Origin of the sequence: Brucella pseudogrignonensis (assembly GCF_002252525.1) — a bacterium.
Taxonomy (GTDB): Bacteria; Pseudomonadota; Alphaproteobacteria; order Rhizobiales; family Rhizobiaceae; genus Brucella; species Brucella pseudogrignonensis.
In genome coordinates, this window is the sequence record NZ_NNRM01000053.1 from 102,905 (window position 1) to 126,307 (window position 23,403).

Consider the following 23,403-nt stretch of genomic DNA (forward strand, 5'->3'; position numbering starts at 1 on the left):
GTGATCTGGACCAATTGACCTTGGCAATGACGTTATTCAGCGCGTCGTCCTGCAAACCTTACTTGGAGCAGGAAGCTGGAACTTTCGCGAAATCATAAAGTGCGGTGGCGCTTCCGTTCGAGAAGTAGCCATTAAGCAGTTCTTCCGGGAATGGATCCTGCGGCGGTATCGGGAAGATGGCCGCGGAATCCGGCTTCATGCAGTCCTTGTACCAATTTGGAAGGTCGGCCTGCGTCACAAGCGGCATCGGAGCGATGATCGTATTGACGAGCGGCTTCTGGCCTTCAAGAACCCGTAATGCGACCCGGAAAGCGTTCTGGGCTGCAACATGCGGTGATACTTCACCGCCATAGAACTTGAACGTGTCTTGATTGGCATTCCAGTAGCCAAGTGCATCGCCAGAAATGGAAGCCGCAATCAAGGGAAGCGGACGGCCTGCCTGCTGGAAGGCTTCCGCAATAAAGCGTGCTTCGCTGCCCGTCGACCAGACTGCATCAATCTGCTGCGGTGTGGTGGCAAGTGCCTGAAGCACTGCGGATTTCGTTGTCGTGCCGGTCCATTCGCCGCTCACTTTACGGGCAATCTTGAGATTGCCGGACTCTTCAACCGCCTTTTCAAGCCCGGCATTTTCCTGCTGTACAAGTGGATGACCGGAAATGCCTTCAACCTGAAGGACGGTGCCGCCATCTTTGAGCACTTCCGCAATGCCTTTGCCCATCTGGTAGCCCCAGAGGTTCTGGTTGTGCATGACATTGATCGCATTCGGGGTCGTTACGGAACCAGCGGACGTTATAACCGGAATGCCAGCCTTATAGGCATCGTCAATCACTGCATTGAGTGCGGTGGAAGAACCGGCAATCGTCGTGATGACATTACAGCCCTGCTCGATGAAGGCGCGAATTTGCGAAATCTGCTGTGTGGCATCACCATTGGAGTCTGAAACAACATATTCAGACACATCGCCTGCAGCGATAGCCCCATCCACAAGGCGCTTGAGTTCGTCATTGAAGGTTACACGCCACGGATTGCCCATATAGGATTCCGAATGGCACCAGCGCCACGGCTTGGCGGGCGCTTTGAAATCACCATAAGCCGAAGGGCCAACTTCAACCACATCGGTATAAAGTGCCTGAATTTCGGTTGGCAGGGTGCCGAGTAGTGCCGCGCGGTCCTGATTTTGCGCACTCGCGCTCAGCGCAGATGCCGACAAAATGGCGAGTGTGAGTGCCTTCAAACCAAGGCCTGAGCGAATTCTGGTCATGTGTTCTCCTCCAGTGTGAACCTCCCGTTCACTTGTAAAAACTTTATTCACATATGCGTCATTACGTCAATTGAAAAATGTTAGCGCTAAAACATCTAGTGGCACTATCTCATGAATCATGAGGATATGAATATAAAAATGTTAGCGCTCACTCTAGACAAGGCGAAAATATTGGATAGGTTCTGACGCATATGGATTTGAGCAGGGAGTGGAGCTGCCATGGGTGTTTTATCAGGATATCGTGTGCTGGATTGTTCAATTGCGATGGCGGGGCCATTTGCAGCGCAGCGTTTGGGCGATCTTGGTGCCGATGTGGTGAAGGTTGAGCCAACGACAGGCGAATGGCAGCGCCATGTGGCGGCGGGCGGTGCCGAAGGCAATCGCGTTAATGTCTCTTTCCTGTCGCTCAACCGTAACAAGCGTTCGCTCGCGGTCGATCTCAAATCACCAGATGGAAAACAGGTGCTTCTTGACCTTGTGAAAACCGCAGACGTGTTTTTGCAGAACTATCGTCCGGGAGTCGCAAAGCGTCTTGGCGTCGATTACGAGTCGCTTTCCAAGATCAATCCAAAGCTGATCTATGTTTCGATCTCTGGTTATGGCGAAGATGGTCCTTATGTCCATCGTCCGGGACAGGATCTCGTTTTGCAAGGTATGTCAGGCGCTATGCTTTCGGCAGGCCGTGAGGGTGAGCCGCCAACTGCCGCCGGGCAATATCTGGTGGATGCCATCACCGCATATACTGCTTTTGAAGGCGCGCTTGCAGCACTTCTCCATCGCGAGCGCACGGGTGAGGGGCAGTTGGTTCAGGTCAGTATGCTCGATGCGATCACCACCATTCAGATGCAGGAACTTTCGGTTTTCACCGTCGGTGGCAAACCACAAACCCGCTCGGCAGAGCCACATGCCCATGTCTATATCCGGGCGCCTTACGGTGCTTTTGCAACCTCTGACGGCTTTATTATCGTCGCTTTTCCGAAGCTGAAAACGCTGGGTGAAGTGATTGGCGAAGACAGTTTCCTCACCATGAATGATGAGGTTGATACCTGGGCGCGCCGCGATGAAATCTTTGCCAAGACACGCGATAAGCTGAAAACGAAAACCTCTGCCGAATGGTTGGAGCTTCTTCGCGCAGCCGATATCTGGTGCGGGCCTGTCTATGGCTATGCCGATCTCGTGGACGACGAGCAGATCAAGCATAACGGCACCTTTGTCGAGTATGAGCATCCGACAGAGGGCAAGGTAAAAACGCCGGGCTTCCCGATCCGCTTTTCCAAGACGCCATCGACAGTGGACCGTGGTGCACCCGTAACCGGGCAGGATACACGGGATGTGCTGGCCGAAGCCGGATATGCGGCAGACAAGATCGAAGCACTTGAGAAATCTGGCGCTATCGTGTCGGGGAACATCTGAAATGCAGGTGATTAAAGCTCTCACCTGGGATCATCCGCGCGGCTATAATGCATTGGCGGCGGCATCAAAATTGCCGGATGTTATTGCTGCCGGTCTGGACATCCATTGGGACAAACAGCCGCTTGAAGGTTTTGAATCCCACCCGATTGCTGATCTCTGCGCCCGCTATGATCTCGTGGTTCTCGATCATCCGCATGTGGGCGAAGCCATGTCTGGCGATTGTCTGCTTTCACTTGAAGACGTGTTTGGCGCTGAAACGGTTGCTGAGCTTGCCAAGGCCGGTATCGGTCCGTCATTGACGAGCTATCGCTTTGCGGGCAAGCACTGGGCGTTGCCGCTTGATGCTGCAACGCAGGTTATGGCTCTTCGCCCTGATCTCTCAGATGGTGTGCCTGTCACTTGGGATGAGGTACTTCGTCTATCGCAGCAAAGCGGCAAGGTCGCGCTTTCGCTTGCCGGTCCACATGCCTGCCTGTCATTTCTGTCTATCGCGGCAGCTTTTGGCGAGCCACCCGCGGAAAAAGATCCGAATATATTGGTTTCTGAAAATGTCGGGCGGCAGGTCTATGACCTGATGGCAGAACTTGCGGCGCGCAGCCCGGCATCTGTTCGGCAAAAGAATCCCATCGGTATATTGGGCCATATGGCCGAGTATGACGATGTTGCATTGTGCCCGCTGGTCTATGGTTATGTGAATTATGCTGCCCCGCAAAGTGGAAAGCCTGTCGCGTTTCACAATGCACCACGCGCAACCAATGGCGGTCGTCCGGGCTCTACATTGGGCGGCACGGGCATTGGTGTTTCACGCCGCGCTCATATCACCTCCGCGCTTAAAACTCATCTTCTGTGGCTGATGAGCCGTGAAACCCAATCCGGGTTCATTCCCGATCATGAAGGCCAGCCATCGCGCCGCGACGCCTGGCACGATGAGCGGGTGAACCGGCGATGGGGCAATTTCTATCGTAACACGGCGGACACTCTGGAGCAGGCCTATGTGCGCCCGCGCCATGATGGTTACATCGCCTTTCAGGGCAAGGCTTCGGCGCTTTTGGGGGCGGCCTTTGATGAACGCCGCCCGGCATCTGCAGTGTTGAATGAGCTGCAAACTCTCTACGCCGCTTCGCGCGTGCATGGCGGTGAAAGGTAGTTTTCCATGACTGAAGACATCAAATTCGAAATCGACGGCGCGGTTGCCGTCATCACCTTGAATCGTCCGCAGAAACTCAATGCCGTGACGCCGGAAATGGCTGATGCAATCGTTGCAGCTGTGACCGAATGCAACGACAGCGACACGATCCGTTGCGTTATTCTAACGGGCGCTGGAGAACGTGCATTCTGTGCGGGCTCGGATATTCGCGAACTCGATACCTATGAGACACCGTGGCAGTTCCGCAATCGGCCGGATTACTGCGATGCATTCCGCGCGCTTCTCAAGCCATCAATTGCAGCCGTCAATGGCTATGCCTTTGGTGGCGGGCTTGAAACCGCAATGTCCTGTGATATCCGCATTGCTTCCGATAACGCGCAATTTGCGGCACCCGAGATCAAGCTCGGCTGGATCGGTGGTGGGGGAATGGCCGCCCACCTGGCGCATTCGATTGGCGCATCCCACGCAGCACTGATGATTATGACAGGTGACCCGATTTCAGCTGAGAAGGCAGAGCGCTGGGGGCTGGTGAGTGAAGTCGTGCCGCAGGCCGATCTGCTCACGCGGGCGCGCGAAATTGCGAGCGTGATCGCATCGCGTGCACCGATTGCTGCCGAAACCGCGAAGCTCAACCTCAAAGCTTCTGTCTCGATGCCGCTTGAAAAAGCCATCGAATATGAGCGCGACCTGCAAACGATCTGCTTTGCAACTGCTGATGCGCAGGAGGGGCGAGCGGCGTTCAAGGAGAAAAGAGCGCCGGTTTTCAAGCGGCGCTAACAAAGGCCGGGGGGCTTTATATACGTCAAATCGAGGGAGAGGGATTTTGACAACCGAAACTATGAGCAAACAGAAGGCGCTTGGCAGTACGATTTTTGCCAGCACCATCGGCACCGTCGTTGAATGGTATGACTTCATTCTTTACGCGACGGCTGCAGCGCTGATCTTCAATCATCTGTTCTTTCCGCAATTCGATCCGACTACCGGTATCATTGCGTCTTTTGCGACCTATACGGTCGGCTTCCTGGTGCGTCCGCTGGGCGGCATCGTCTTTGGCTGGATGGGCGACCGCATCGGGCGCAAGCCTGTGCTGATGCTCACCCTTCTGATGATGGGTATCAGCACAACATTGATCGGTTGTCTGCCGACTTATGACTCAATCGGTATCTGGGCACCGATCCTGTTGCTGGCTCTTCGCGTCGTTCAGGGGCTTGGTGCTGGTGCAGAATATGCGGGCGCTGTGGTCATGGCGGGTGAAATCGCAGGCAATCGCCGCGGCTTCTTTGCAAGTCTTCCCGCTGCAGCTGTTGATGTGGCGACAATTCTTGCAGCAGGCGTGTTTGCGCTTTTCACGCTTCTGCCGGAAGAAGCCTTCATGAGCTGGGGCTGGCGCGTACCGTTCCTGTTAAGCGGTCTGGTGCTGTTTCTTGGCATCTATATTCGCCAGAAAGTGCCAGAATCGCCTGAGTTTTTGCAGGTAAAGGAAGAGCGTCGCGACGCCAAACTGCCGGTGCTTGAAGTTTTGCGGGACCACCCAAGAACAATGCTGGCGGCAATGGGTGCAAATTTCGCGCCAAACCTGTCCTATGTGTTTCAGACATTCACATTGGCCTATGCGACGTCGAAACTCGGTTTCCCGCGTGAAATCATCCTTATTGGCGTGATGCTTTCAAGTGCGTTCGGTGCGGTTATGTGCGTGGTATTTGGCGCTCTGTCTGACCGTGTTGGCCGCGTGCCGATCATGGCCATGGGGTCTGCTGCTGCCGCAATCTACTCGCTGGTCTATTTCCAGCTTCTGGGTGCCGGTACGCCTTGGACTGCAGTGGTGCTGATTATCATCGGGCATGCGATTGGTGCGCGTTCTTCGTTCGGCGTTCAGCCATCGTTTTACTGCGATATTTTCCCAACGGAAGTTCGCTACAGTGCGATTGCCTTTGCGCGAGAAGTGACGGGTGCGCTCTTTGTTGGCCCACTGCCGCTGCTCGCAACAGCTTTGGTAAGCTGGTACGAATCCGCCTGGCCAGTTGCTGTGATTACTGCGCTTTATTGCCTGATCACCACAGTATCCGTGCTCTCTGTAGAGAAAGCGCAAAAGCTTGATGCGGAGGCCAGAGAACGACGCGGTCTGGTCGAACAAAAAGCGTAGCCGCGAATTCGCAACTACGCTTACAGCGGTTCCAGTTATAGCATTTCCAGCAAAAGTGCGAAGCGGTTTTGCGTCGGATAATGCGTAAAAACAAACAGTTACAGCGGTTCTAACGATTCATTCTTAACTGGAACCGCTGTAAGACTAAATCGTTGGAACCGCTTCGCACTTTTGCTGAAAACGCTCTGACCGGATTCCGGTCAGAGTTTTCCAGTCATGGCTGCATTCAGCAAATCAAGTGCGCCCTGTTTTGTGAGCTCGATTGGATTGCCGCCAGCCGTTGGATCGACGATGGCCATTTCGGCGATTAGGTCTTTGCGGGCTGTATCGAGTTCAAGGCCTTTTACGAATTCCGGCAATGTATTCGGTACGCCGAGGTCTTTGCGCAGCTTCAAGATAGCATCAACAAAACCATCGAAACCACCTTCAATACCAAGATAATCCGCAAGGCGTTCTATGCGCTTTTCGATAGCTGCGCGGTTGTGTTTGAGCACATAGGGCATGAAGACGGCATTGGTCATGCCATGATGCGTGTCGTAAAGCGCGCCGATTGGGTGGGAGAGGGAATGGATGGCACCAAGCCCTTTCTGGAACGCCGTTGCTCCCATGGAAGCTGCGGCCATCAGATTGGCGCGCGCTTCAATATCTGCGCCATTGGCATAGGCTTTGGGCAGATTTTCAAACACAAGACGGATGCCTTCAACCGCAATGCCGTCAGCCATCGGATGAAAGCCCGGTGCGCAATAGGCTTCCAGACAATGTGCCAGTGCATCCATGCCGGTGCCAACTGTGATAAACGGCGGCATACCGGTCGAAAGCTCTGGATCGGCAATGACCGTTACAGGCAGCATTTTCGGGTGGAAAATGACTTTTTTGGTATGGGTCGATTCATTGGTCAGCACGCCTGCGCGGCCAACTTCCGAGCCGGTGCCAGCGGTTGTCGGTACGGCGATAATCGGTGCAATCGCATTGCTGTCGGCTCGTGTCCACCAGTCGCCAATGTCTTCAAAATCCCAGACATCGCGGGTCTGGCCTGCCTGAAAAGCGATGAGCTTGCCCAGATCAAGCGCCGAGCCTCCACCAAATGCAATCACGCCGTCATGCTTGCCGTCTTTGAAAACCTGCACACCAGCATAAAGATTGCTTTCAACTGGATTGGGCTTCACATCGGAGAAGACTGCATATTTGACGCCAGCTCCATCAAGAATGGCGAGTGTGGAAGCGACGACAGGGAGTTTTGCGAGACCGGGATCGGTAACGAACAATGGACGTTCGATACCGGCTGCTTTGAGAACTGCAGGCAGTTCCTTGATGCGACCCGGCCCGAAAAGCACGGTTGTCGGGAAATTCCATTTGGAAGTTAGAGTGGTCATGTCATTCTTTCCGAATAATGCGTCAGACAAATTGTTCAGATTTTTTCACGCAGGTGGAAGGATTTTGGTCGCGTGAGATTGCCGTAACCAATGGGCGAAAGGGCAGCCCCCTTGCCGGTATCTTTCACCCCCGTCCAGACCAGTGCCGGGTCGAGGTAATCGCAGCGGTTCATGAAGACCGTGCCGGTTTCGATGCGGTCGCCAAGGCTCGCTGCATGGTCCGTGTCGCTTGTCCATAGCGAAGCGGTGAGGCCGTAAATGCTGTCATTCATCAGCGCGAGCGCTTCCTCATCATTGCGCACTTTCATGATACCAACAATGGGGCCAAAGCTTTCTTCACGCATGACACTCATCTGGTGGTCGACATGGGTGAGCACTTCCGGCGCAATATAAGGCGAACCAGTGATGTCGCTCTCAACCTTCATGTTGACGTGTGCTTTAGCGCCCTTGCGCAAGGCTTCGGCCTTCTGCTCGCGGATGAGATCGGCAAACCGCGCCTGCGCCATCGGCCCCAGCGTGGTTGCGCTATCGAGCGGATTGCCGACCACATATTGCTTTGTGAGGTTGATGAAACCATCGACGAAGCGGTCATAGACGGCCTCATGAACGTAGATACGTTCGATGCCGCAGCAGCATTGACCGGAATTGAAAAAGGCACCATCGACCAGATTGGCGACGGCATGGTCGAGATTGACGTCGGGCAGAACATAGGCCGGGTCTTTTCCGCCAAGCTCAAGCCCCAGCGACATGAAAGTGCCGGAGGCTGCCTTTTCGATTGCCCGGCCACCGCCGACGGAGCCGGTAAAATTGACATGGTCGATTGAGCCAGACGCCAGCAGCTTTTCCGTAGATGTATGATCAAGAACGATATTCTGGAACACGCCTTTTGGAATACCAGCCCTCTCGAAGGCTTGCGCGAAGCGTTCGCCGGTCAGCAGTGTTTGTGTGGCGTGTTTAAGAAGAACCGTATTGCCCGCCATCAATGCCGGAATGATCGTGTTGACGGCGGTGAGATAGGGATAGTTCCAAGGCGCGATGATCATGACCACGCCGAGCGGAACATGCTTTACGTAACGGCGAAAGCCATCTTTCTGTGCTGGAACATAAGGCTCCAGCGCTTCTTCTGCGATGTCGATCATATATTGGCCGCGTTCCTGAACGCCGCCATTCTCGCCGCCATAGCGCGTTGGCCGCCCCATTTGCCATGCGATTTCAGGGATGATCTCGTCCTGCATTGCAGCAAGCGCATCAAGTGCCAAACGGCAGTAGTGCGCGCGTTCTGCGATGCTTGTAGCTGCCCAGCCGGGTTGCGCCTGGCTTGCCGCCGTGACCGCCGCCTGGATCGCGGTGTCACTGGCATAGGCGCGTTCTGCATAAATCGAGCCATCGATAGGGGAGATAATTCTGGCCGTGCCGCTCATTGGGCAATTCCTCTATGCTTTATATAATTTAATAGCGTTCAAAACCGCGATGCAGTTCCCAGTCTGTGACGCGGCGGTCATATTCAATCTGCTCCCAGTGCGCGGTGTGGACATAGTGATTGACCACTTTTTCACCGAGCGCTTCCTTGAGGAATGCCGAGTTCTTTAGGGCTTCTGCCGCTTCGCGCAGCGTGTATGGAATTTCCTTGAGTTTGACCGCGCTATAGGCGTCCCCCACAAATGGATCTTCCAGCTCCAGATTTTCGTCGATACCCCTAAGCCCTGCAGCAATAAGAGCTGCAAAGGCCAGATAAGGGTTGAGATCGGCACCGCCGATGCGACACTCGATGCGAATGCCTTTGGTGCCTTCGCCGCAGAGCCGGAAACCCGCTGTGCGGTTGTCCTGGCTCCACATGATTTTTGTGGGCGCGAATGTGCCCACCTGAAAACGCTTGTAGGAGTTGATATAGGGTGCCAGAAAATAGGTATAATCAACCGCATATTTGAGCTGGCCCGCCACCCATGAGCGCATAAGCGGTGTCATCGTATTGGGTGCTTTGGGATCGAAGAACAGCGGTTCTTTGCCGTCGGCACTCCAGATGGAGTTGTGGATATGGCTCGAGCTTCCCGCCCTGCAATAATCATACTTCGCCATGAAGGTGATGCACTTGCCATGGGCCTCGGCAATTTCCTTCATGGCATTTTTCATGATGACATGGCGGTCGGCCATTTCCAGCGCTTCTGCATAGCGAACATTGAGTTCCTGCTGTCCCGGTCCCCATTCACCTTTGGAGTTTTCAACCGGGATGCCTGCGGCACCCAGATGATTGCGCATGGCGCGCAGAACCTGCTCTTCCTTGGTGGTCAGATGGATGACATAATCCTGCACATAAGGAGAGGCGGTTTCCATCTCCTGCCAGCGTTTTGCGCGTGCGGTTTTATATGTCTCGTCAAAGAGATAGAATTCGAGCTCCGACGCGAAATAGGCGCGATAACCGCGCTCATGCAGACGCGCGAGCTGCTTCTTGAGGATAGCGCGGGGTGAATGCGCAAGGTCTTCGTGGTCGTGATGGTCAAGCACATCGCAGAGAACGATGGCTGTCTTTTCCAGCCATGGTGCCAGACGCAGAGTTGAGAGATCTGGCTTGATGACGAAATCGCCGTAGCCCTTGTCCCAGCTTGCGGCCTCATAGCCGGGCACCGGCTCCATATCGATGTCGTCAGCCAGAAGATAGTTGCACCCATGCGTTTCATCATGGGCGGATTCCACAAAGAATGGTCCGTAGAAGCGTTTGCCAATCAGACGCCCCTGCATGTCCACAAAACATGCAAGCACGGTATCAATCTCGTCATTTGCGACGGCTTTTTTCAGTGTGTCGAAAGTCAACTGTTCGGCCATTTAATGCTTCGCTCCTCACGGGATAAAATCATGGGCGCCGCGCATTGTTGCGCGGCGCCCTAAATTGTTAGCTGTAGCGATAAGGCGCGCCCGCATTGCGCATCGTTTCCTGATATTTCTTCAGGATTGCGACCACTTTGGCATTGCGTTCGCTTTGCTTGGCAACATCGTCCCAGAACTCAAGCGCGGCGTCTTCAATCTGCTTCCATTCGGATTCTGGAATGGTGGTGAGTTCGAGTTTGCCGCCGGTGGTACGATAATGCGCTTCACCCCACCAGTACCAATGCTGGCGATGATAGTGCGAGGAATCCATCGCGAGCCTGAAGAGAGTCTTGAGGTGATCTGGCACCGCCTCCCATTTTTCGGTATTCGCGAAATAGGAGCCAGCCCATGCACCATTGATGTTGTTGGTCAGGTAGTATTTGTTGATGTCTGCCCAGCCGACAGTGTAGGCCTCGGTTGCGCCACACCATGCAACGCCGTCGAGTTCGCCGGTCTGGATGGCGACTTCAATGTCTTCCCAAGGTAACGTCACAGGTACGACACCAAACTTGGTGAGGAAGCGTCCGCCGGTCGGGAAGGTGAAAACGCGCAGTCCCTGAAGGTCGGCAACGCTGCGGATCGGTTTGGTGGTCACGAAGTTACACGGATCCCATGAACCTGCGCTCAGCCAGGTTACGCCCGGAATTTCCTTGTAAGCTTCTTCCCAGATTTCGTTGAGGCCGTGCCAGTTAAACAATGCTGGCACATCGAGGCTGTAGCGCGATGCAAACGGGAAATAAGCCCCGAAAACCGCGACATCGACAGGCGATGCCATGGAGTCATCATCGCTCTGTGCTGCATCAATTGTACCTGACTGGACAGCACGGAAAAGTTCGCCCTGCGGCACAAGCTGATCAGCGGTATAAAGTTCGATCACCATTTCGCCGTTCGCAGCCTTATTAAAGGCGTCGATCGACGGCTTGATAACGTGTTCTGCGAGTGCTGGACCGGCATAGGTCTGCAGTCGCCATTTGATCGGGCTTTGTGCCCGCACATAAGGTGTAGCCAGTGTGGTGGCGCCTAACGCGCCCACGGTTGTCAGCCCCGCTTTTTTGAGAAAGTCACGTTTATTAAGCTTGTTATTCTCGCTCATGCCCATTCTCCCAATTGTTGTTTGATGTTCCCTTTATTGCTGCTGGTCTGGCCGCTTTCCGGCTCTTTTGACCATTCTTATGCGTGTTCCTCCGTAATTTTTTCATCGGCCCATGTACCAGTTCGGCAGCCACATCGCGATCTCAGGAAAGATCATCAGGATGATGATCGTCAGCACCATGAGAAAGAAGAATGGCACGATGGATCGATAGATATCCATTAGCGTGACCTCTTTGGGAGCTAACGCTCGCATCATGAAGAGATTATACCCGAATGGCGGCGTGATATACGCAATCTGGCAGGTGATGGTGTAGAGAATGCCAAACCATATAGGGTTGAAACCGAGGCTCTTCACCAGTGGGATATAGAGAGGTGCCACGATCACCAGCATAGCGGTGTCATCGAGGAACATTCCCAATATGATGAAGGAAAAAAGCATCAGAATTAGAATTGTCCAAGGCGACAAATCAAAAGTTCCAAGCAAAAGCCGCTCGATTGCCTTCACTGCACCAAGGCCATCATAGACTGATGAGAAGCAAAGTGCTGCCAGGATGATCCATAGGAACATACAGGTAATGGTTAGCGTGTTACGGGTTGTGGTTTCCCATACTGCTTTTGTCAGGCGCTTGGTGAACAATGCTGCCAGAGTTGCCAGAAGAGCGCCGACTGCAGAGCTTTCAACGAGGCTCGTAACACCTGTCAAAAACAACCCCATCATGGTCCCAAAGATGACAAGTGGAAGCAGGCCCACTTGAAGCGAGGAAATGCGTTCACGCCATGTAATTCGCTCAAGTTCTTCCTTGGGTAGAGTTGGTCCAAGTTCTGGATTCAGGCGGCAACGGATATAAATATAGATGGCGAAAAGTGTAGCCATCAGCAGGCCGGGGCCGATACCTGCAAGCCAGAGCTGGAGCACAGGCTGGCGTGCGATCATCGCATAAAGCACCAAAACCACGCTTGGCGGGATCAGAATGCCAAGCGAACTGCCTGCCTGAATAACGCCCGTGACCATGACCTTGTTATAGCCGCGCTTCAAAAGCTCAGGCAAAGCGACCGTCGCACCAATGGCCATACCCGCCACGCTGAGACCGTTCATGCAGGAAATGATGACCATCAGGCCGACGGTGCCGAGTGCCAGACCGCCGCGAATGCCGCCAAACCACACATGGAACATGCGGTAGAGATTGCTGGCGATGCCGGATTCCGAAAGCATGTAACCCATGAACACGAAGAAAGGCACCGTGATCAGCGGATACCAGTTCAGTACCGCGAAGGTGGCGTTGTAAGGCATCTCGAAAGAGCCTTTGCCCCAGAGCAGAAGGGCCGCAATCGCGCCGACAAAACCAATGACGCCGAAGACACGCTGCCCGGTCATCAGCAGCAGCATCATTGTGGCAAACATGAAAAGGGTGATGAGTTCCGAGCTCATATGTGATGCCCTTCCTCAATCGCCGGTCCTGCAATTGTATTGATTGGCTTTCCGCGTAACGACGCCCAATCCTTGAAGAAATTCGAGATGCATTGCAGCAACAGCAGGAAGATACCTAGCGTCATGATGAGTTTGATAGGCCACAGGACAGGTGCCCAGGCAGTATAATTCTTCTGGCTATAGACGATGGCGTAATTGGTTGATGAAATCCCACCCATAACCATCACTCCGAGATAGAAGATGATGAAGAGAATGGTGATCATGTCGGTGATCGCCTTCTTACGTGGGGTAAGGCGATCAAAGAACAGATCCATCCGCACATGTGCTCCTTGCTGCATGGCGTAAGCACCGCCCAGCAGATAATAGGCTGAAAGCAGAAACTGGGACATTTCGAGTACCCAGTTGACCGGAACGCCCAAAACAACACGCGAGAAGGTCGAATAAAGAAGACATGCGCCGAGCACGAAGAACAGATACATCGCAAAACGCCCGACATAGTAGTTCAGTGCATCAACATATTTGACGAACAGTCTGATTGGCTTGGGCATTTCCCGCTCCTTCAGGCTTTCGATCCGCTGAGTTGAGTTTGAGAGGCAAGATCGTTTCCGATTGCCGCGAAAATGGTAGTTAGCCGTTCGGCCCATTGCGCCTGCGTTTCTGCACTCGCAATTTCGTTGTTGCGCAGTTCGATCATCACGCAAGGTGTGTTGCGTGGGCGCGCGTGGCGTTCCAGCGTGTAATAGACCCGGTCGGCGGGCGAATAAGGCTCGTTGATGCCGACATTCAGGTTCTTGTCTTGGGCAAGCGCTGCAATCAGCGGCTTTGCGATGCGATCATCCTCATCATGGATGATGCCGATCTGCCATGGTCGGGAAACGCTGCGATAAACCGGCGTGAAAGAATGGATGGTAACGATCCAAGACGGCAATCTACGCTTGGCGCGTTTCGCAATAACTTCCTCGACGCGGGTGTGAAAGGGCCGGTGTGAAAGGTCGATCCGTGCAGTGCGTTCAATCGCGCTCAGATCGTGATTGCCGGGGATGATAGTGGTTTCGCTGATCTCCGGGATCAGGTCAGTGGCTTGGAGTGGGCGATTGCAATCAATCAGCAATCGGGATAGCCCGGACTCCACCAGTGGGGCGTTCAAGCCTGCACTCAGCCGACGAGCAACCTCAATCGCGCCGGGATCCCAGGCGATATGCGCTTTCAGTGCTTCAGCGTCTAAACCAAGACTGTTGAAGCTTTCCGGAATGAAATTTGAAGCATGTTCGCAGACAAACAACCAAGGGCTGTTGCCGTCCCCATTTACGACAATAACAGGCGCGCACGAAGCCGTGCGATCTTCTCGCTCGTCCGTCATTCTGTTTGTTCCCCGCGCTGTAACTTATGTTACGTTTTCTCAGATTATGCGCTATTGCGGATTATTTGATACGGCCTATGATAATTTGTCAAACACAATTTCGCCCAAATTTGAAAAGGGCAGACTTGAATGGAAACAGCGTGCAGACGAGTGCCACAGTCGCTGAACTGATCAATGAACGGATCGATGCAATGCCCGCGGGCGAGCGAAGCGCTGCGCAGACACTGATCGCGAATTATCCCATGCTGGGTTTGAAAACGGTCGCTGAATTTTCAGCACAGGCCGGGGTCAGTTCGCCGACAATCCTGCGCTTCGTCAATCGTCTTGGTTTCCAGAACTATCCCGATTTTCAAGCTCGTTTGCAGGATGAGCTTGCTGCACAATTGCAATCTCCGCATCATCGCAATGCGCGGCCGGACAAAGAGCAGGACAAGGCCTATCCGGCTGTCGAGCACACGCTTGAAAATATCCGCGAAAGCTTCCGGCATTTGGGCGAGAAGCAACTTAAACAGGCGGTTGCGGCGCTTTGTAACTCCAAGGGCAATGTTTACCTGATCGGCGGACGTTTCACCGACCCTATCGCGCAATATATGGCAGCGCATATGACCATTATCCGGCCTAACGTTTTTCATCTTGGCGGGCAGGAAAGTGTATGGCGGGATCGTCTGCTTGATATGGGCAAACGTGATGTGCTGGTGGTGTTTGATATTCGTCGTTATCAGGATAGTCTTCTGAGGCTGGCGGAGAAGGCGCGCGGGCGAGGGGTGGAAGTGATCCTTGTGACCGACCAGTGGCTGTCGCCGATCGCGCGAGTATCGCGTCATGTTCTTGCAGGCCGCATTGCGGTGCCGTCTGCATGGGACTCATCGGCGGCACTTTTCGTGCTGGCTGAAACAATCATTCGTGAAATGACGCGCGTTCTGGAAAAAGACAGTGCAGCCCGTATCGCTGAACTAGAAGCATTGCGCTGAGTACCAGTTGAGCGCTTAACTCGGGTATCCCTTTGAAAAACAGTCGCTTCGGCGCTGCGAGGAACGCTGTTCCCTCGCAGCACTGTTGTTTTGCAGCTGTTTTAACGTGCTCAAAAGCTTTGTCTCAATAGAAATGAAAGCACAAAAGCTGCTTGACTAAACTTATGACATAAGTCATATGACAGAGGCTGCGTTTACTCGATGAGGATCAGGGTATTCAAAAGACGCCGCGGGAGGAAAAGTCGAAGCGCAACAGGGAACGTGCTTGGACAAAAAAGCTGGAGGAAATCATGTTTACGAAACTGTTCAGGCGGTTTGCGCTTGCGGCATCTTTCGCGTCTGTTGTGTGCTTTGGTGCATCATCGGCGATTGCGCAGTCTCTGTCGGATATCACTGGAAAAGGCACCGTAACGATCGGGGTGCTGACGGGCATTCCGCCCTATGATACGGTTGATGCCAGCGGCAAGACCGATGGGTTTCTCGTCGATGTAGCACGCGATGCGGCTAAGGCGCTTGGCGTCAATCTCGTAGTTGTGCCGGTCAATAACGCTTCTCGTTCGGCGGCACTTGAGTCCGGTCGCGTCGACTTTTTGATCGCGCAGATGACTGCGACGCCAGAACGCGCAAAGACATTTCTCATGACCAATCCATATGGCGCTTATGAAATGCGTTTCATTGCCGCCAAGGATATGAAGGTCGAAACTCTGCAGGATCTGGCTGGAAAGCGCATCTCGGTGCCAAAGGGAAGTACTCAGGATGTGGCTGTGAGCGGCTATGGCATCGAAGGCCTGGAGGTTGTCCGTTTTGATGACGATGCGCTTGCAATGCAAGCTCTGATTTCAGGCCAAGTCGATGCGACAGCGGCGGTGGCAACAGTTGCAGAAGACATCATAAAAAAGCGCAATCTCACCAATCTGGAGATCAAGAAAGACGTTCCGATCTTTACGCTCTATTGGTCGATGGCTACCCGTAAAGGCTCGACTGAGCTGCATCAGTGGCTGAACAACTTCATCTATTATCAGGAAGTGACCGGTCGCCTGAATGAACTCCACGAGAAGTGGATCGGCGGACCTATTCCGGGTGGAAAACTCCCGACGTTCTAAGCCTTTTCTGTCTGATCGGCGTCGCATGCCGCAATGTATGCGACTGCCCGTTCCTTCATGCCGTGTTCTTTTTGCAGGCCCTGCCCGATGAAAGAATATGCATAAAAGTTAAAGTGTTACGGCACCTCGCAATCCCGCTTCTGCGCCGCTGTTAACTCTGAAAGATCAACACAATGGCCTATGAGATGGACTTCGCTCCGGTCCTAGCCCGAGCTCCCGAGCTTGTAACCGGAACAATCAACACGATAATCCTGTCAGCAGAGGCAATTGCCATCGGCCTTACGATCGGTCTTGCTGTGGCCCTGCTGCGCTTCGATGGCCCACGCTGGGGCAGGAAAATCGGCGCGGTCTATGTTGAAGCATTCCGCAATACACCGCTTCTGGTGCAACTCTTTCTGATCTACTTCGGCTTGCCTTACACAGGGATCAAGCTGGACGCCAATCAGGCGGCGATATTCGCTGTATCACTTAATCTTGGAGCCTATTCGGCAGAGATATTTCGTGCAGGTCTGATCGCCATTCCCAAGACCCAGATTCAGGCTGGTCTGGCACTTGGCCTGTCTCAGTTTCAAGTCATGCGCTACGTGGTTTTGGTTCCTGCGCTTCGCATCATCTATCCGGCATTGACCGGCCAGCTGACACTGACCTTGCTTGGTACTTCGATTGTGTCGGCGGTTTCGGCGAAGGAGCTGACCATGGCAGCAGGGACGATCGAGTCACAGACGTTCAGGAGCCTAGAAACCTTCTTGATCGTGGCCGCCATCTATATCTGCATCACGTTTTTCTTCCGCTTCATCTACATGCTGTTTGGTCTCTGGCTGTTCCGCCGCCGCGTGGATGTGGGCAATGAAACTGGGGCGCTGATGCTCGACGTTCAGGAGCAAAAGCCATGATCCAGTCATTCGGATGGACAAGCATTCAGTTTCTGATCCAGGGCCTTTGGTGGACAGCCGGTCTCTCGCTTATCACTTTCGTCTGCGGTGGCATTCTCGGATTGCTGTTTGCACTGGGTCGCTCACTCGGACCAAAGTGGCTGCGCTGGATCATCATGGGCTACATTCAGCTCGTGCAGGCAACACCACTTCTGATCCTGCTGTTCCTATCATTCTACGGTCTTAGCTTCCTTGGCTTCTACTTTCCGCCGCTGGCAGCTGCAGCAATCTCGCTGACGATCTACACGACAGCATTTCTGGCAGATATCTGGCGCGGTTGCATTGAATCGATCCCTCGCGCTCAGTGGGAAGCATCGGATTCACTTGCGCTTAGCGGTACGCAAACGCTGCGCTATGTGATCCTGCCGCAAGCCTTTCGCATAGCACTTGGCCCAACAGTCGGCTTCATGGTGCAGGTAATCAAGAATACGTCGGTGACGGCTTTGATCGGCTTCGTCGAGCTTACCCGCGCCGGACAGCTTCTCAACAATATGACCTTCCAGCCTTTCCACGTCTTCCTGACGGTCGCAGTGATGTACTTCGCCCTTTGCTACCCGTTGTCGTGGTGGAGCGAGAAATTAAAGGAGCAGAAAAATGCCAGCGCTGCGCATTGATAACCTGCAAAAATCTTTCGGCTCTCTGCCTGTTCTTAAAGGTGTGGACCTCTCGGTTGAACCTGGTGAAACCGTTGCCGTTATCGGGCGGTCGGGTTCTGGCAAAAGCACGATGCTACGCTGCATCAACGGGCTTGAGCCATTCAACTCCGGCTCAATCGAAGTGGTTGGGCATAGGCTTGATGGCACCAACAAGGGTCTACGCGATTTGCGCAAGGAAGTTGGGATGGTGTTTCAGAGCTATAATCTGTTTCCGCATCTCACCGTCGCTGAAAACATCAAGCTGGCCCCGCGTCTTGTGAAGAATGTGTCCAAGGCAGAGCAGGAAAAGCTGGTCGAAGAAGTGCTGTCGAAAGTAGGCTTGCTGGAAAAGAAGAATGCCTATCCAGACTCTATGTCCGGTGGCCAGCAGCAGCGTGCGGCGATTGCCAGATCATTGGCAATGAAGCCTAAAGTCATGCTGTTTGACGAAGTGACTTCTGCACTTGATCCAGAACTGACCGGCGAGGTTCTGAAGACCATCGCTGAACTCGCCAAGACCGGCATGACCATGCTTTTGGTAACGCACGAGATGGGTTTTGCCCGTCGTGTCGCGACCCACACCGTCTTCATGCATCAGGGAAAAGTCTGGGAGGCCGGGCTTTCCGAAGAACTCTTCGCAAATCCGAAAACGCCTGAATTGCAGGCGTTTATTTCCTCGGATGTGAAGTGAACCAGCAATCATTAATTCCCCACATAACTACTGACTCAAGGAGAGAGCAGTGCCTGTAGTTGAAAATCTGAAACTGGCTGAAAAGCTGCGCAATGGCGAAGCGACGTTCGGCACAACATTCTACACCGGTTCGACGACAGCAATCGAGGTTGCTGGTAATTGGGGCTTGGATTTTGCCTTCATCGATGCCGAGCATACGCCCGTCAACGTCGATACCCATATGGAAAAGCTGGTGATGGCAGCGCTCCTTTCGGGCATCGCACCGCTGGTTCGTGTTCGCGGCACGAATGAATGGGATATCCGCAAGTCGCTGGAAATCGGCGCAACCGGCATTATCGTACCGCAGGTCAACACTGCAGAGCAGGCTCGTGCAATCGTCCGGGCGGCAAAGTTTCCGCCTTACGGCCGTCGTGGTGGCGACGCTTCATGTCGTGCCGCGGGTTTTGCCGGGCCGGGCTTCCAGTGGTCATCCTACATGGAACGCGAGAATGCCAACAAGCTCGTGATCCCGATGGCTGAGAGCTTCGAGTTCTTCGACAATATCGATGAAATTCTTGATGTCGAAGGCATTGATGTCATCAACTTCGGCCCAGCCGACTACTCGATCTCGCGCCGCATTTCGATCGACTATTCCATGTCGCATCCGGAAGTCGATGAGAAGCTGAGCGAGCTTATCGAAAAGTGCCACGCGCGAGACATCAAGGTCATGGCGCCGTGCATTCCACCGGTCGCCGAAAGCGTAACTGCGCTCAAAAAGAAGGGCGTGGACATGATTATTATGGGCAATGACGTGATGTTCCTTAACGAAGGAAATCGTCGCGCGCGCGAAGCAATCGACGCCTCAGCCAAAGCGTAAAATCTGCGAGGAGAACCTACAATGACTGATATTTTTAGTGTCAAAGACCGCGTTGCGGTTGTGACAGGCGGACTTGGGCAGCTCGGAACGCAGTTTTCCAAGTCTTTGGCTGAAGCAGGTGCGAAGGTGGCAATCTTCAGCCGTCGCCCATTCACGAAGCAGCAGATTGCTGAAAAGTTTCCGGGACTTGAAGATCGTATCCGCGTTTATGAGGCAAGTGTCACAGACAAGGTTGCCCTTGAAGCTGCAACCAAACAGCTGATCGCTGATTGGGGCGTGCCGCATGTACTCGTCAACAATGCGGGTATCGATTCAAAGCCAGACGGTTCGGCAGAGCAGAATGCGCCGTTTGAAGTCTATCCGCAGAAATTTTGGGATGAGATTATCGATACCAATCTGACCGGCGTTATGCTGACCAGTCAGGTTATCGGTAGCCACATGGCATCCGAAGGTCGCGGTTCAATCATCAATGTCGGTTCGATCTACGGTCTCGTTTCGCCAAACCAGGCGCTCTATTCCTATCGCGAAAAACGCGACGGCAAGCCGTTCATCAAAGCAATTTCCTATGCCGCTTCCAAGTCGGGACTTATCAATCTTACGCGCTATCTCGGCACCTATTGGGGTGAGAAGAACGTTCGTGTGAACCTGATTTCATTCGGTGGTGTGAAGACTGCGAGCTTCGATAAAGAATTTATCGATGCGTTCCTTGATCGCGTACCAATGCGTCGCCAGGCTGAGATCAATGAATATAACGGTATCATCCGCTTCCTCGCATCCGACGCTTCGTCTTACATGACGGGTTCGAATGTCGTTGTGGATGGCGGCTTTACTGCTTGGTAAAGCTCGATAATACCGAGTAGGAGGAGGCTGAAACCAGAACCTGATTATGTCAAAACCTTGACATGAAATGCGAATTTACATATGACATATGTCATAACTCTAATGTAAATAAAACGCGATAATCGCGGCTTCGGAGCGGTAAAATGGTGATTGGTTCAATTTCCCCTCATGTCGATCGCGGCAAGTTGCATATGCATATTGTTGCCGCGATAGAGGCACGCATTCTGTCTGGTGAGCTTCAGGTGGGAGAACGTCTGCCTTCTGAGGCCGAGATTGGCAGGACATTCGGTGTCAGCACGCGATCTGTGCGCGAAGCCATGCAGGTTCTTGAAACCAAAGGGCTGGTGCGGCGTCGCCACGGTGAAAGAGCTGAAGTTGTCCGGGATGATGTCAGCGAGTTCATGGACTCACTGGTATCGTCAGTTGGATCACTTTTTGCGCGTGACTCGTCCTATCTCGTTCAGGCCATGGATGTGCGTCGCCTGATCGAAGTGGATGTTGCGGGGCGCCTCGCTTCTGGCGAGGGAGAACTGCGTGATGGAGTGACGGCAGCACTCGATGTCATGCGGAAATCTGCCGATGACAATGACTTCTCCCGTTTCGCCGAAGGCGACGCGGCTTTCCATCGGGCTTTGGTGCAATCTTTGGGCAATGAGATTTTAACGTCACTGCACGGCAATCTTCATTCGCTCATCTCAGAGGTCATCAAAGTATCGAGCCGGGTTCCGAGCAAAAAACTGAGCGCGGGGCTGGCCGAGCATGAGAATATTTACGGGCTGATTGCAGCAGGTAAGGCCAGCGATGCGCGCGAAGCCATGCGCGAACACATCACCAACAGTACGGCTTATCTCGAACAGGCGATCAGACAATCCAGAAACAGGCCTGAAACGGGCTAAAACGGAAGAACAAAACAATGAGCAGCTATGATTATTCGCGCGTCAACTGGGATGCGATCAAACGCCTGTCGTGTTGGTATTCGGGCGATATTCAGGATGTCATGGACAAGCATGGCTTTTATGGCTTTCTGCAGGGACTGAGCCTGCAAAGCGAACTGAAGCCGGGGCAGGTGATCTGCGGTCCAGTTCATACTGTTCTCTATGAAAAAAGCACGCGAACCGGCCAGCCGCAGGATGTCTATCACGGCACAATCGACAATGTCGTCGAGGGAGGCATTCTGCTGGTGGACGCATCCTGTGCTGAAGGTTCTGGCACTGGCGAGCTGATGTCGACTGGTGCGAAAACTGCCGGTGCTGCTGCAACAATCGTCAATGGTACGGTGCGCGATATTGCCGAAGTGAAGAAGCTTGATTACCCGCTTTTTGCGCGTGGCGTTAGCCCGGTCGGGGTTTCTGGACGTATGGAGCCGACCAAGTCGCAGGTCGAGTTGAACATCAATGGTGTTCGTGTGCGTCCTGGCGATGTGATTTTCGCTGATATTTCGGGTGTAGTGGTCATTCCTGAAGAACTGGTTGCCGTTATCGCCGACGATGCAGATGCCAATGGTGATGGTGAAATCCAATGCCGCGAACGTATCTTGTCTGGTGAGAAGTTGCAGAGCGTCTGGCCTTTGGGATCAACCGGGCCTGTCTGATGAGCAGTTGAACTGCTGGTAGAGGACAAGCATCGGTTCTGGAGGAGACGACCACATGCAGGATATCATTCTCGTCGCCAATGGCGACTTGCGTGAAAGCGCGAATATTCAATGCTGGCCTGAACAGGCTAATATGGAAAGCCGTCTCATTGCGGCAATCGAGAAACTTGGCAGGAAAGCGGTACGCGGACACGGTATCGATCCAAAAACCGGCCACGGTTTCATTGCAACGCAAAAGCAGGGCATTGAGGTTTTCGCGAAGATCAATCGCGATGCACCGCTAATTGTTGCGGAAGCGGTCTGGCAATATTCCCAGAATATTCTTGCAGGCCTCATCGCTCATCGTGGTCCGATCCTGACAGTCGCCAACTGGTCGGGAACCTATCCCGGCCTGGTTGGCCTGCTCAATCTTAACGGCTCACTGACAAAGGCGGGTGTCGAATATGCGTCGCTTTGGAGTGAAGATTTCACCGATCAGTGGTTTCTGAACAAGCTCGATGAGTGGCTGAAAACAGGTAAGATTGCTTCACATGATACATCTCATGTGAAGTCGTTTAACCATGCGACTGTGCCGGTGCATCTGGTTGAGCAAGCTTCGCACATTGCAAAAGACCTTGTCGAAAACAGATCCATCATGGGCATTTTCGATGAGGGGTGCATGGGAATGTATAATGCGATCATTCCCGATGAGCTATTGTTTCCGATAGGTGTTTTCAAAGAACGCCTCTCGCAGTCGGCGCTCTATCATGCTGCGATCAATGTTTCTCAGGAGGATGCTCGGCAAGCCTATCAATGGTTGCTCGATGCTGGAATGACGTTTCATCTTGGCAAAGATGAAGCGCAGGAATTGACGGAAGCACAGGTGCTTGGTCAGTGCCAGACCTATATCGCTGCTGTACGAATGGCAGAGCAGTTTGGATGCGAGACGATTGGTATCCAGTATCAGCAAGGCTTGAAAGATCTGCTTCCAGCATCCGACCTCGTTGAAGGACTTCTTAATAACGAGGATCGTCCGCCTGTGCGCAACGCAGAAGGAGAGATCATCCGTGAAGGTAAGGCCGTAGTTCATTTCAATGAAGTGGATGAATGCGCGGGTCTTGATGCTTTGATGATCAATCGCCTGCATCGTGCGCTTGGTGAGCCGGTCGAGACCACACTTCATGATCTGCGTTGGGGTGATATGGATCGAGGCGGGACGACAGATGAATATGTCTGGGTGTTTGAGATTTCAGGTGCAGCGCCGCCTGCTCATCATGAGGGTGGCTATCGAGGATCGGATTCTGTGCGGCAGCCTCCGATGTTTTTTGGTAAAGGTGGTGGCACCCTTCGTGGTATCGCAAAACCCGGTGAGCTGGTCTGGTCGCGCATCTATGTGGAAGATGGGCGGCTTAAAATGGATATCGGCCGCGGAAAGGCGGTGGCGCTTTCTCCTCAGGAAACTGAGAGACGCTGGAATCTCACCAATCGAGAATGGCCGATGATGCACGGTGTGCTCTATGGCGTCACCCGTGATCAGATGATGGCACGTCATAAGGCCAACCATATACAGGTTGTCTATTCGCATGATGTTTCTGCGGCAGACGATGCAATGCTGGCCAAGGCAAGTCTCGCACACCAGCTGGGCATTGAAGTTCATCTTTGCGGGACGCGCGCCAATGGTGCGCCATTGCAATAGAGCAGAAAAAACCGGTTCCGATTTTCTAA

General features: G+C 53.4%; 22 protein-coding genes. 14 read left to right on the plus strand and 8 right to left on the minus strand.

Annotated features, from left to right (window positions below; all coding sequences use genetic code 11):
* Window positions 1-58: 58 nt before the first annotated feature.
* Entirely contained in the window at window positions 59-1,261 is a 1,203-nt protein-coding gene (locus tag CEV34_RS25770) for a substrate-binding domain-containing protein (RefSeq protein ID WP_007878357.1), read from the minus strand.
* A 219-nt stretch (window positions 1,262-1,480) separates the two neighbouring features.
* On the opposite strand from CEV34_RS25770, the gene CEV34_RS25775 reads away from it, so the two are divergent.
* The 4 genes from CEV34_RS25775 to CEV34_RS25790 are packed head-to-tail and all read left to right on the plus strand — an operon-like array spanning window position 1,481 to window position 5,964.
* Window positions 1,481-2,674 carry a CaiB/BaiF CoA transferase family protein gene (locus tag CEV34_RS25775; protein WP_007878358.1) on the plus strand — a complete coding sequence of 398 codons (1,194 nt, stop codon included), beginning with the start codon at window positions 1,481-1,483 and terminating at the stop codon, window positions 2,672-2,674.
* Window position 2,675: 1 nt separating this feature from the next.
* Window positions 2,676-3,821, plus strand: coding sequence for a hypothetical protein (locus CEV34_RS25780; protein ID WP_007878364.1), 1,146 nt, complete (start codon window positions 2,676-2,678; stop codon window positions 3,819-3,821).
* A gap of 6 nt (window positions 3,822-3,827) precedes the next feature.
* A complete protein-coding gene (locus CEV34_RS25785) occupies window positions 3,828-4,598 on the plus strand; it encodes an enoyl-CoA hydratase/isomerase family protein (protein WP_007878366.1) in 771 nt (256 codons plus the stop codon).
* 46 nt (window positions 4,599-4,644) lie between these two features.
* On the plus strand, window positions 4,645-5,964 hold the full coding sequence (locus CEV34_RS25790) for an MFS transporter (RefSeq protein ID WP_161624148.1): 1,320 nt from the start codon (window positions 4,645-4,647) through the stop codon (window positions 5,962-5,964).
* A 200-nt stretch (window positions 5,965-6,164) separates the two neighbouring features.
* Here CEV34_RS25790 and CEV34_RS25795 read toward each other — a convergent pair whose 3' ends face one another.
* The 7 genes from CEV34_RS25795 to CEV34_RS25825 form a co-directional block, all read right to left on the minus strand.
* A complete protein-coding gene (locus tag CEV34_RS25795; protein ID WP_007878376.1) occupies window positions 6,165-7,337 on the minus strand; it encodes an iron-containing alcohol dehydrogenase in 1,173 nt (390 codons plus the stop codon).
* Between the two features lie 35 nt (window positions 7,338-7,372).
* Window positions 7,373-8,758 (minus strand): aldehyde dehydrogenase family protein, encoded by a 1,386-nt coding sequence (locus tag CEV34_RS25800; protein ID WP_007878377.1) that lies wholly within the window; start codon window positions 8,756-8,758, stop codon window positions 7,373-7,375.
* Between the two features lie 28 nt (window positions 8,759-8,786).
* Window positions 8,787-10,157, minus strand: a complete 1,371-nt coding sequence (locus CEV34_RS25805; RefSeq protein WP_007878378.1) for a glutamine synthetase family protein — start codon at window positions 10,155-10,157, stop codon at window positions 8,787-8,789.
* Window positions 10,158-10,224: 67 nt separating this feature from the next.
* Entirely contained in the window at window positions 10,225-11,292 is a 1,068-nt protein-coding gene (locus CEV34_RS25810; protein WP_007878379.1) for a TRAP transporter substrate-binding protein, read from the minus strand.
* Window positions 11,293-11,394: 102 nt separating this feature from the next.
* A complete protein-coding gene (locus CEV34_RS25815) occupies window positions 11,395-12,720 on the minus strand; it encodes a TRAP transporter large permease (RefSeq protein WP_007878380.1) in 1,326 nt (441 codons plus the stop codon).
* Window positions 12,717-13,268 (minus strand): TRAP transporter small permease subunit, encoded by a 552-nt coding sequence (locus CEV34_RS25820; RefSeq protein ID WP_007878382.1) that lies wholly within the window; start codon window positions 13,266-13,268, stop codon window positions 12,717-12,719. The genes CEV34_RS25815 and CEV34_RS25820 overlap by 4 nt, the downstream gene beginning before the upstream one ends.
* 11 nt (window positions 13,269-13,279) lie before the next feature.
* Window positions 13,280-14,080, minus strand: a complete 801-nt coding sequence (locus CEV34_RS25825) for an N-formylglutamate amidohydrolase (protein WP_007878383.1) — start codon at window positions 14,078-14,080, stop codon at window positions 13,280-13,282.
* A gap of 26 nt (window positions 14,081-14,106) precedes the next feature.
* On the opposite strand from CEV34_RS25825, the gene CEV34_RS25830 reads away from it, so the two are divergent.
* The 10 genes from CEV34_RS25830 to CEV34_RS25875 all read left to right on the plus strand — a co-directional run bounded on the left by CEV34_RS25830 (window position 14,107) and on the right by CEV34_RS25875 (window position 23,374).
* Window positions 14,107-15,051, plus strand: a complete 945-nt coding sequence (locus CEV34_RS25830) for a MurR/RpiR family transcriptional regulator (RefSeq protein ID WP_268877863.1) — start codon at window positions 14,107-14,109, stop codon at window positions 15,049-15,051.
* 290 nt (window positions 15,052-15,341) lie between these two features.
* Window positions 15,342-16,154 (plus strand): transporter substrate-binding domain-containing protein, encoded by an 813-nt coding sequence (locus CEV34_RS25835; RefSeq protein ID WP_007878387.1) that lies wholly within the window; start codon window positions 15,342-15,344, stop codon window positions 16,152-16,154.
* A gap of 173 nt (window positions 16,155-16,327) precedes the next feature.
* Complete coding sequence (locus tag CEV34_RS25840; protein ID WP_007878388.1) at window positions 16,328-17,047, plus strand: amino acid ABC transporter permease; 720 nt, start codon at window positions 16,328-16,330, stop codon at window positions 17,045-17,047.
* Window positions 17,044-17,700: an amino acid ABC transporter permease gene (locus tag CEV34_RS25845; RefSeq protein ID WP_007878389.1), complete on the plus strand. Its 657-nt coding sequence runs from the start codon at window positions 17,044-17,046 to the stop codon at window positions 17,698-17,700. Before CEV34_RS25840 ends, CEV34_RS25845 begins: the two co-directional genes overlap by 4 nt.
* A complete protein-coding gene (locus tag CEV34_RS25850) occupies window positions 17,681-18,412 on the plus strand; it encodes an amino acid ABC transporter ATP-binding protein (RefSeq protein WP_007878390.1) in 732 nt (243 codons plus the stop codon). The genes CEV34_RS25845 and CEV34_RS25850 overlap by 20 nt, the downstream gene beginning before the upstream one ends.
* Before the next feature lie 49 nt (window positions 18,413-18,461).
* Window positions 18,462-19,268: an HpcH/HpaI aldolase family protein gene (locus CEV34_RS25855; RefSeq protein WP_007878391.1), complete on the plus strand. Its 807-nt coding sequence runs from the start codon at window positions 18,462-18,464 to the stop codon at window positions 19,266-19,268.
* Between the two features lie 21 nt (window positions 19,269-19,289).
* A complete protein-coding gene (locus CEV34_RS25860) occupies window positions 19,290-20,108 on the plus strand; it encodes an SDR family oxidoreductase (RefSeq protein ID WP_007878393.1) in 819 nt (272 codons plus the stop codon).
* Window positions 20,109-20,251: 143 nt separating this feature from the next.
* Complete coding sequence (locus CEV34_RS25865) at window positions 20,252-21,004, plus strand: FadR/GntR family transcriptional regulator (protein ID WP_007878395.1); 753 nt, start codon at window positions 20,252-20,254, stop codon at window positions 21,002-21,004.
* A 17-nt stretch (window positions 21,005-21,021) separates the two neighbouring features.
* Window positions 21,022-21,699: an RraA family protein gene (locus CEV34_RS25870; protein ID WP_007878397.1), complete on the plus strand. Its 678-nt coding sequence runs from the start codon at window positions 21,022-21,024 to the stop codon at window positions 21,697-21,699.
* A gap of 55 nt (window positions 21,700-21,754) precedes the next feature.
* The gene (locus CEV34_RS25875) at window positions 21,755-23,374 is read left to right on the plus strand and encodes an L-fucose isomerase (RefSeq protein ID WP_007878398.1); all 1,620 of its coding nucleotides are present in this window, start codon (window positions 21,755-21,757) and stop codon (window positions 23,372-23,374) included.
* Window positions 23,375-23,403 lie beyond the last annotated feature (29 nt).

What these genes read in the sequence shown, in the direction of transcription:
- CEV34_RS25770 (WP_007878357.1), bottom strand. Translation starts at nt 1,261, where the DNA reads ATGACCAGAATTCGCTCAGGCCTTGGTTTGAAGGCACTCACACTCGCC.
- CEV34_RS25775 (WP_007878358.1), top strand. Translation starts at nt 1,481, where the DNA reads ATGGGTGTTTTATCAGGATATCGTGTGCTGGATTGTTCAATTGCGATG.
- CEV34_RS25780 (WP_007878364.1), top strand. Translation starts at nt 2,676, where the DNA reads ATGCAGGTGATTAAAGCTCTCACCTGGGATCATCCGCGCGGCTATAAT.
- CEV34_RS25785 (WP_007878366.1), top strand. Translation starts at nt 3,828, where the DNA reads ATGACTGAAGACATCAAATTCGAAATCGACGGCGCGGTTGCCGTCATC.
- CEV34_RS25795 (WP_007878376.1), bottom strand. Translation starts at nt 7,337, where the DNA reads ATGACCACTCTAACTTCCAAATGGAATTTCCCGACAACCGTGCTTTTC.
- CEV34_RS25800 (WP_007878377.1), bottom strand. Translation starts at nt 8,758, where the DNA reads ATGAGCGGCACGGCCAGAATTATCTCCCCTATCGATGGCTCGATTTAT.
- CEV34_RS25805 (WP_007878378.1), bottom strand. Translation starts at nt 10,157, where the DNA reads ATGGCCGAACAGTTGACTTTCGACACACTGAAAAAAGCCGTCGCAAAT.
- CEV34_RS25810 (WP_007878379.1), bottom strand. Translation starts at nt 11,292, where the DNA reads ATGAGCGAGAATAACAAGCTTAATAAACGTGACTTTCTCAAAAAAGCG.
- CEV34_RS25815 (WP_007878380.1), bottom strand. Translation starts at nt 12,720, where the DNA reads ATGAGCTCGGAACTCATCACCCTTTTCATGTTTGCCACAATGATGCTG.
- CEV34_RS25820 (WP_007878382.1), bottom strand. Translation starts at nt 13,268, where the DNA reads ATGCCCAAGCCAATCAGACTGTTCGTCAAATATGTTGATGCACTGAAC.
- CEV34_RS25825 (WP_007878383.1), bottom strand. Translation starts at nt 14,080, where the DNA reads ATGACGGACGAGCGAGAAGATCGCACGGCTTCGTGCGCGCCTGTTATT.
- CEV34_RS25830 (WP_268877863.1), top strand. Translation starts at nt 14,107, where the DNA reads ATGTTACGTTTTCTCAGATTATGCGCTATTGCGGATTATTTGATACGG.
- CEV34_RS25835 (WP_007878387.1), top strand. Translation starts at nt 15,342, where the DNA reads ATGTTTACGAAACTGTTCAGGCGGTTTGCGCTTGCGGCATCTTTCGCG.
- CEV34_RS25840 (WP_007878388.1), top strand. Translation starts at nt 16,328, where the DNA reads ATGGCCTATGAGATGGACTTCGCTCCGGTCCTAGCCCGAGCTCCCGAG.
- CEV34_RS25845 (WP_007878389.1), top strand. Translation starts at nt 17,044, where the DNA reads ATGATCCAGTCATTCGGATGGACAAGCATTCAGTTTCTGATCCAGGGC.
- CEV34_RS25850 (WP_007878390.1), top strand. Translation starts at nt 17,681, where the DNA reads ATGCCAGCGCTGCGCATTGATAACCTGCAAAAATCTTTCGGCTCTCTG.
- CEV34_RS25860 (WP_007878393.1), top strand. Translation starts at nt 19,290, where the DNA reads ATGACTGATATTTTTAGTGTCAAAGACCGCGTTGCGGTTGTGACAGGC.
- CEV34_RS25865 (WP_007878395.1), top strand. Translation starts at nt 20,252, where the DNA reads ATGGTGATTGGTTCAATTTCCCCTCATGTCGATCGCGGCAAGTTGCAT.
- CEV34_RS25870 (WP_007878397.1), top strand. Translation starts at nt 21,022, where the DNA reads ATGAGCAGCTATGATTATTCGCGCGTCAACTGGGATGCGATCAAACGC.
- CEV34_RS25875 (WP_007878398.1), top strand. Translation starts at nt 21,755, where the DNA reads ATGCAGGATATCATTCTCGTCGCCAATGGCGACTTGCGTGAAAGCGCG.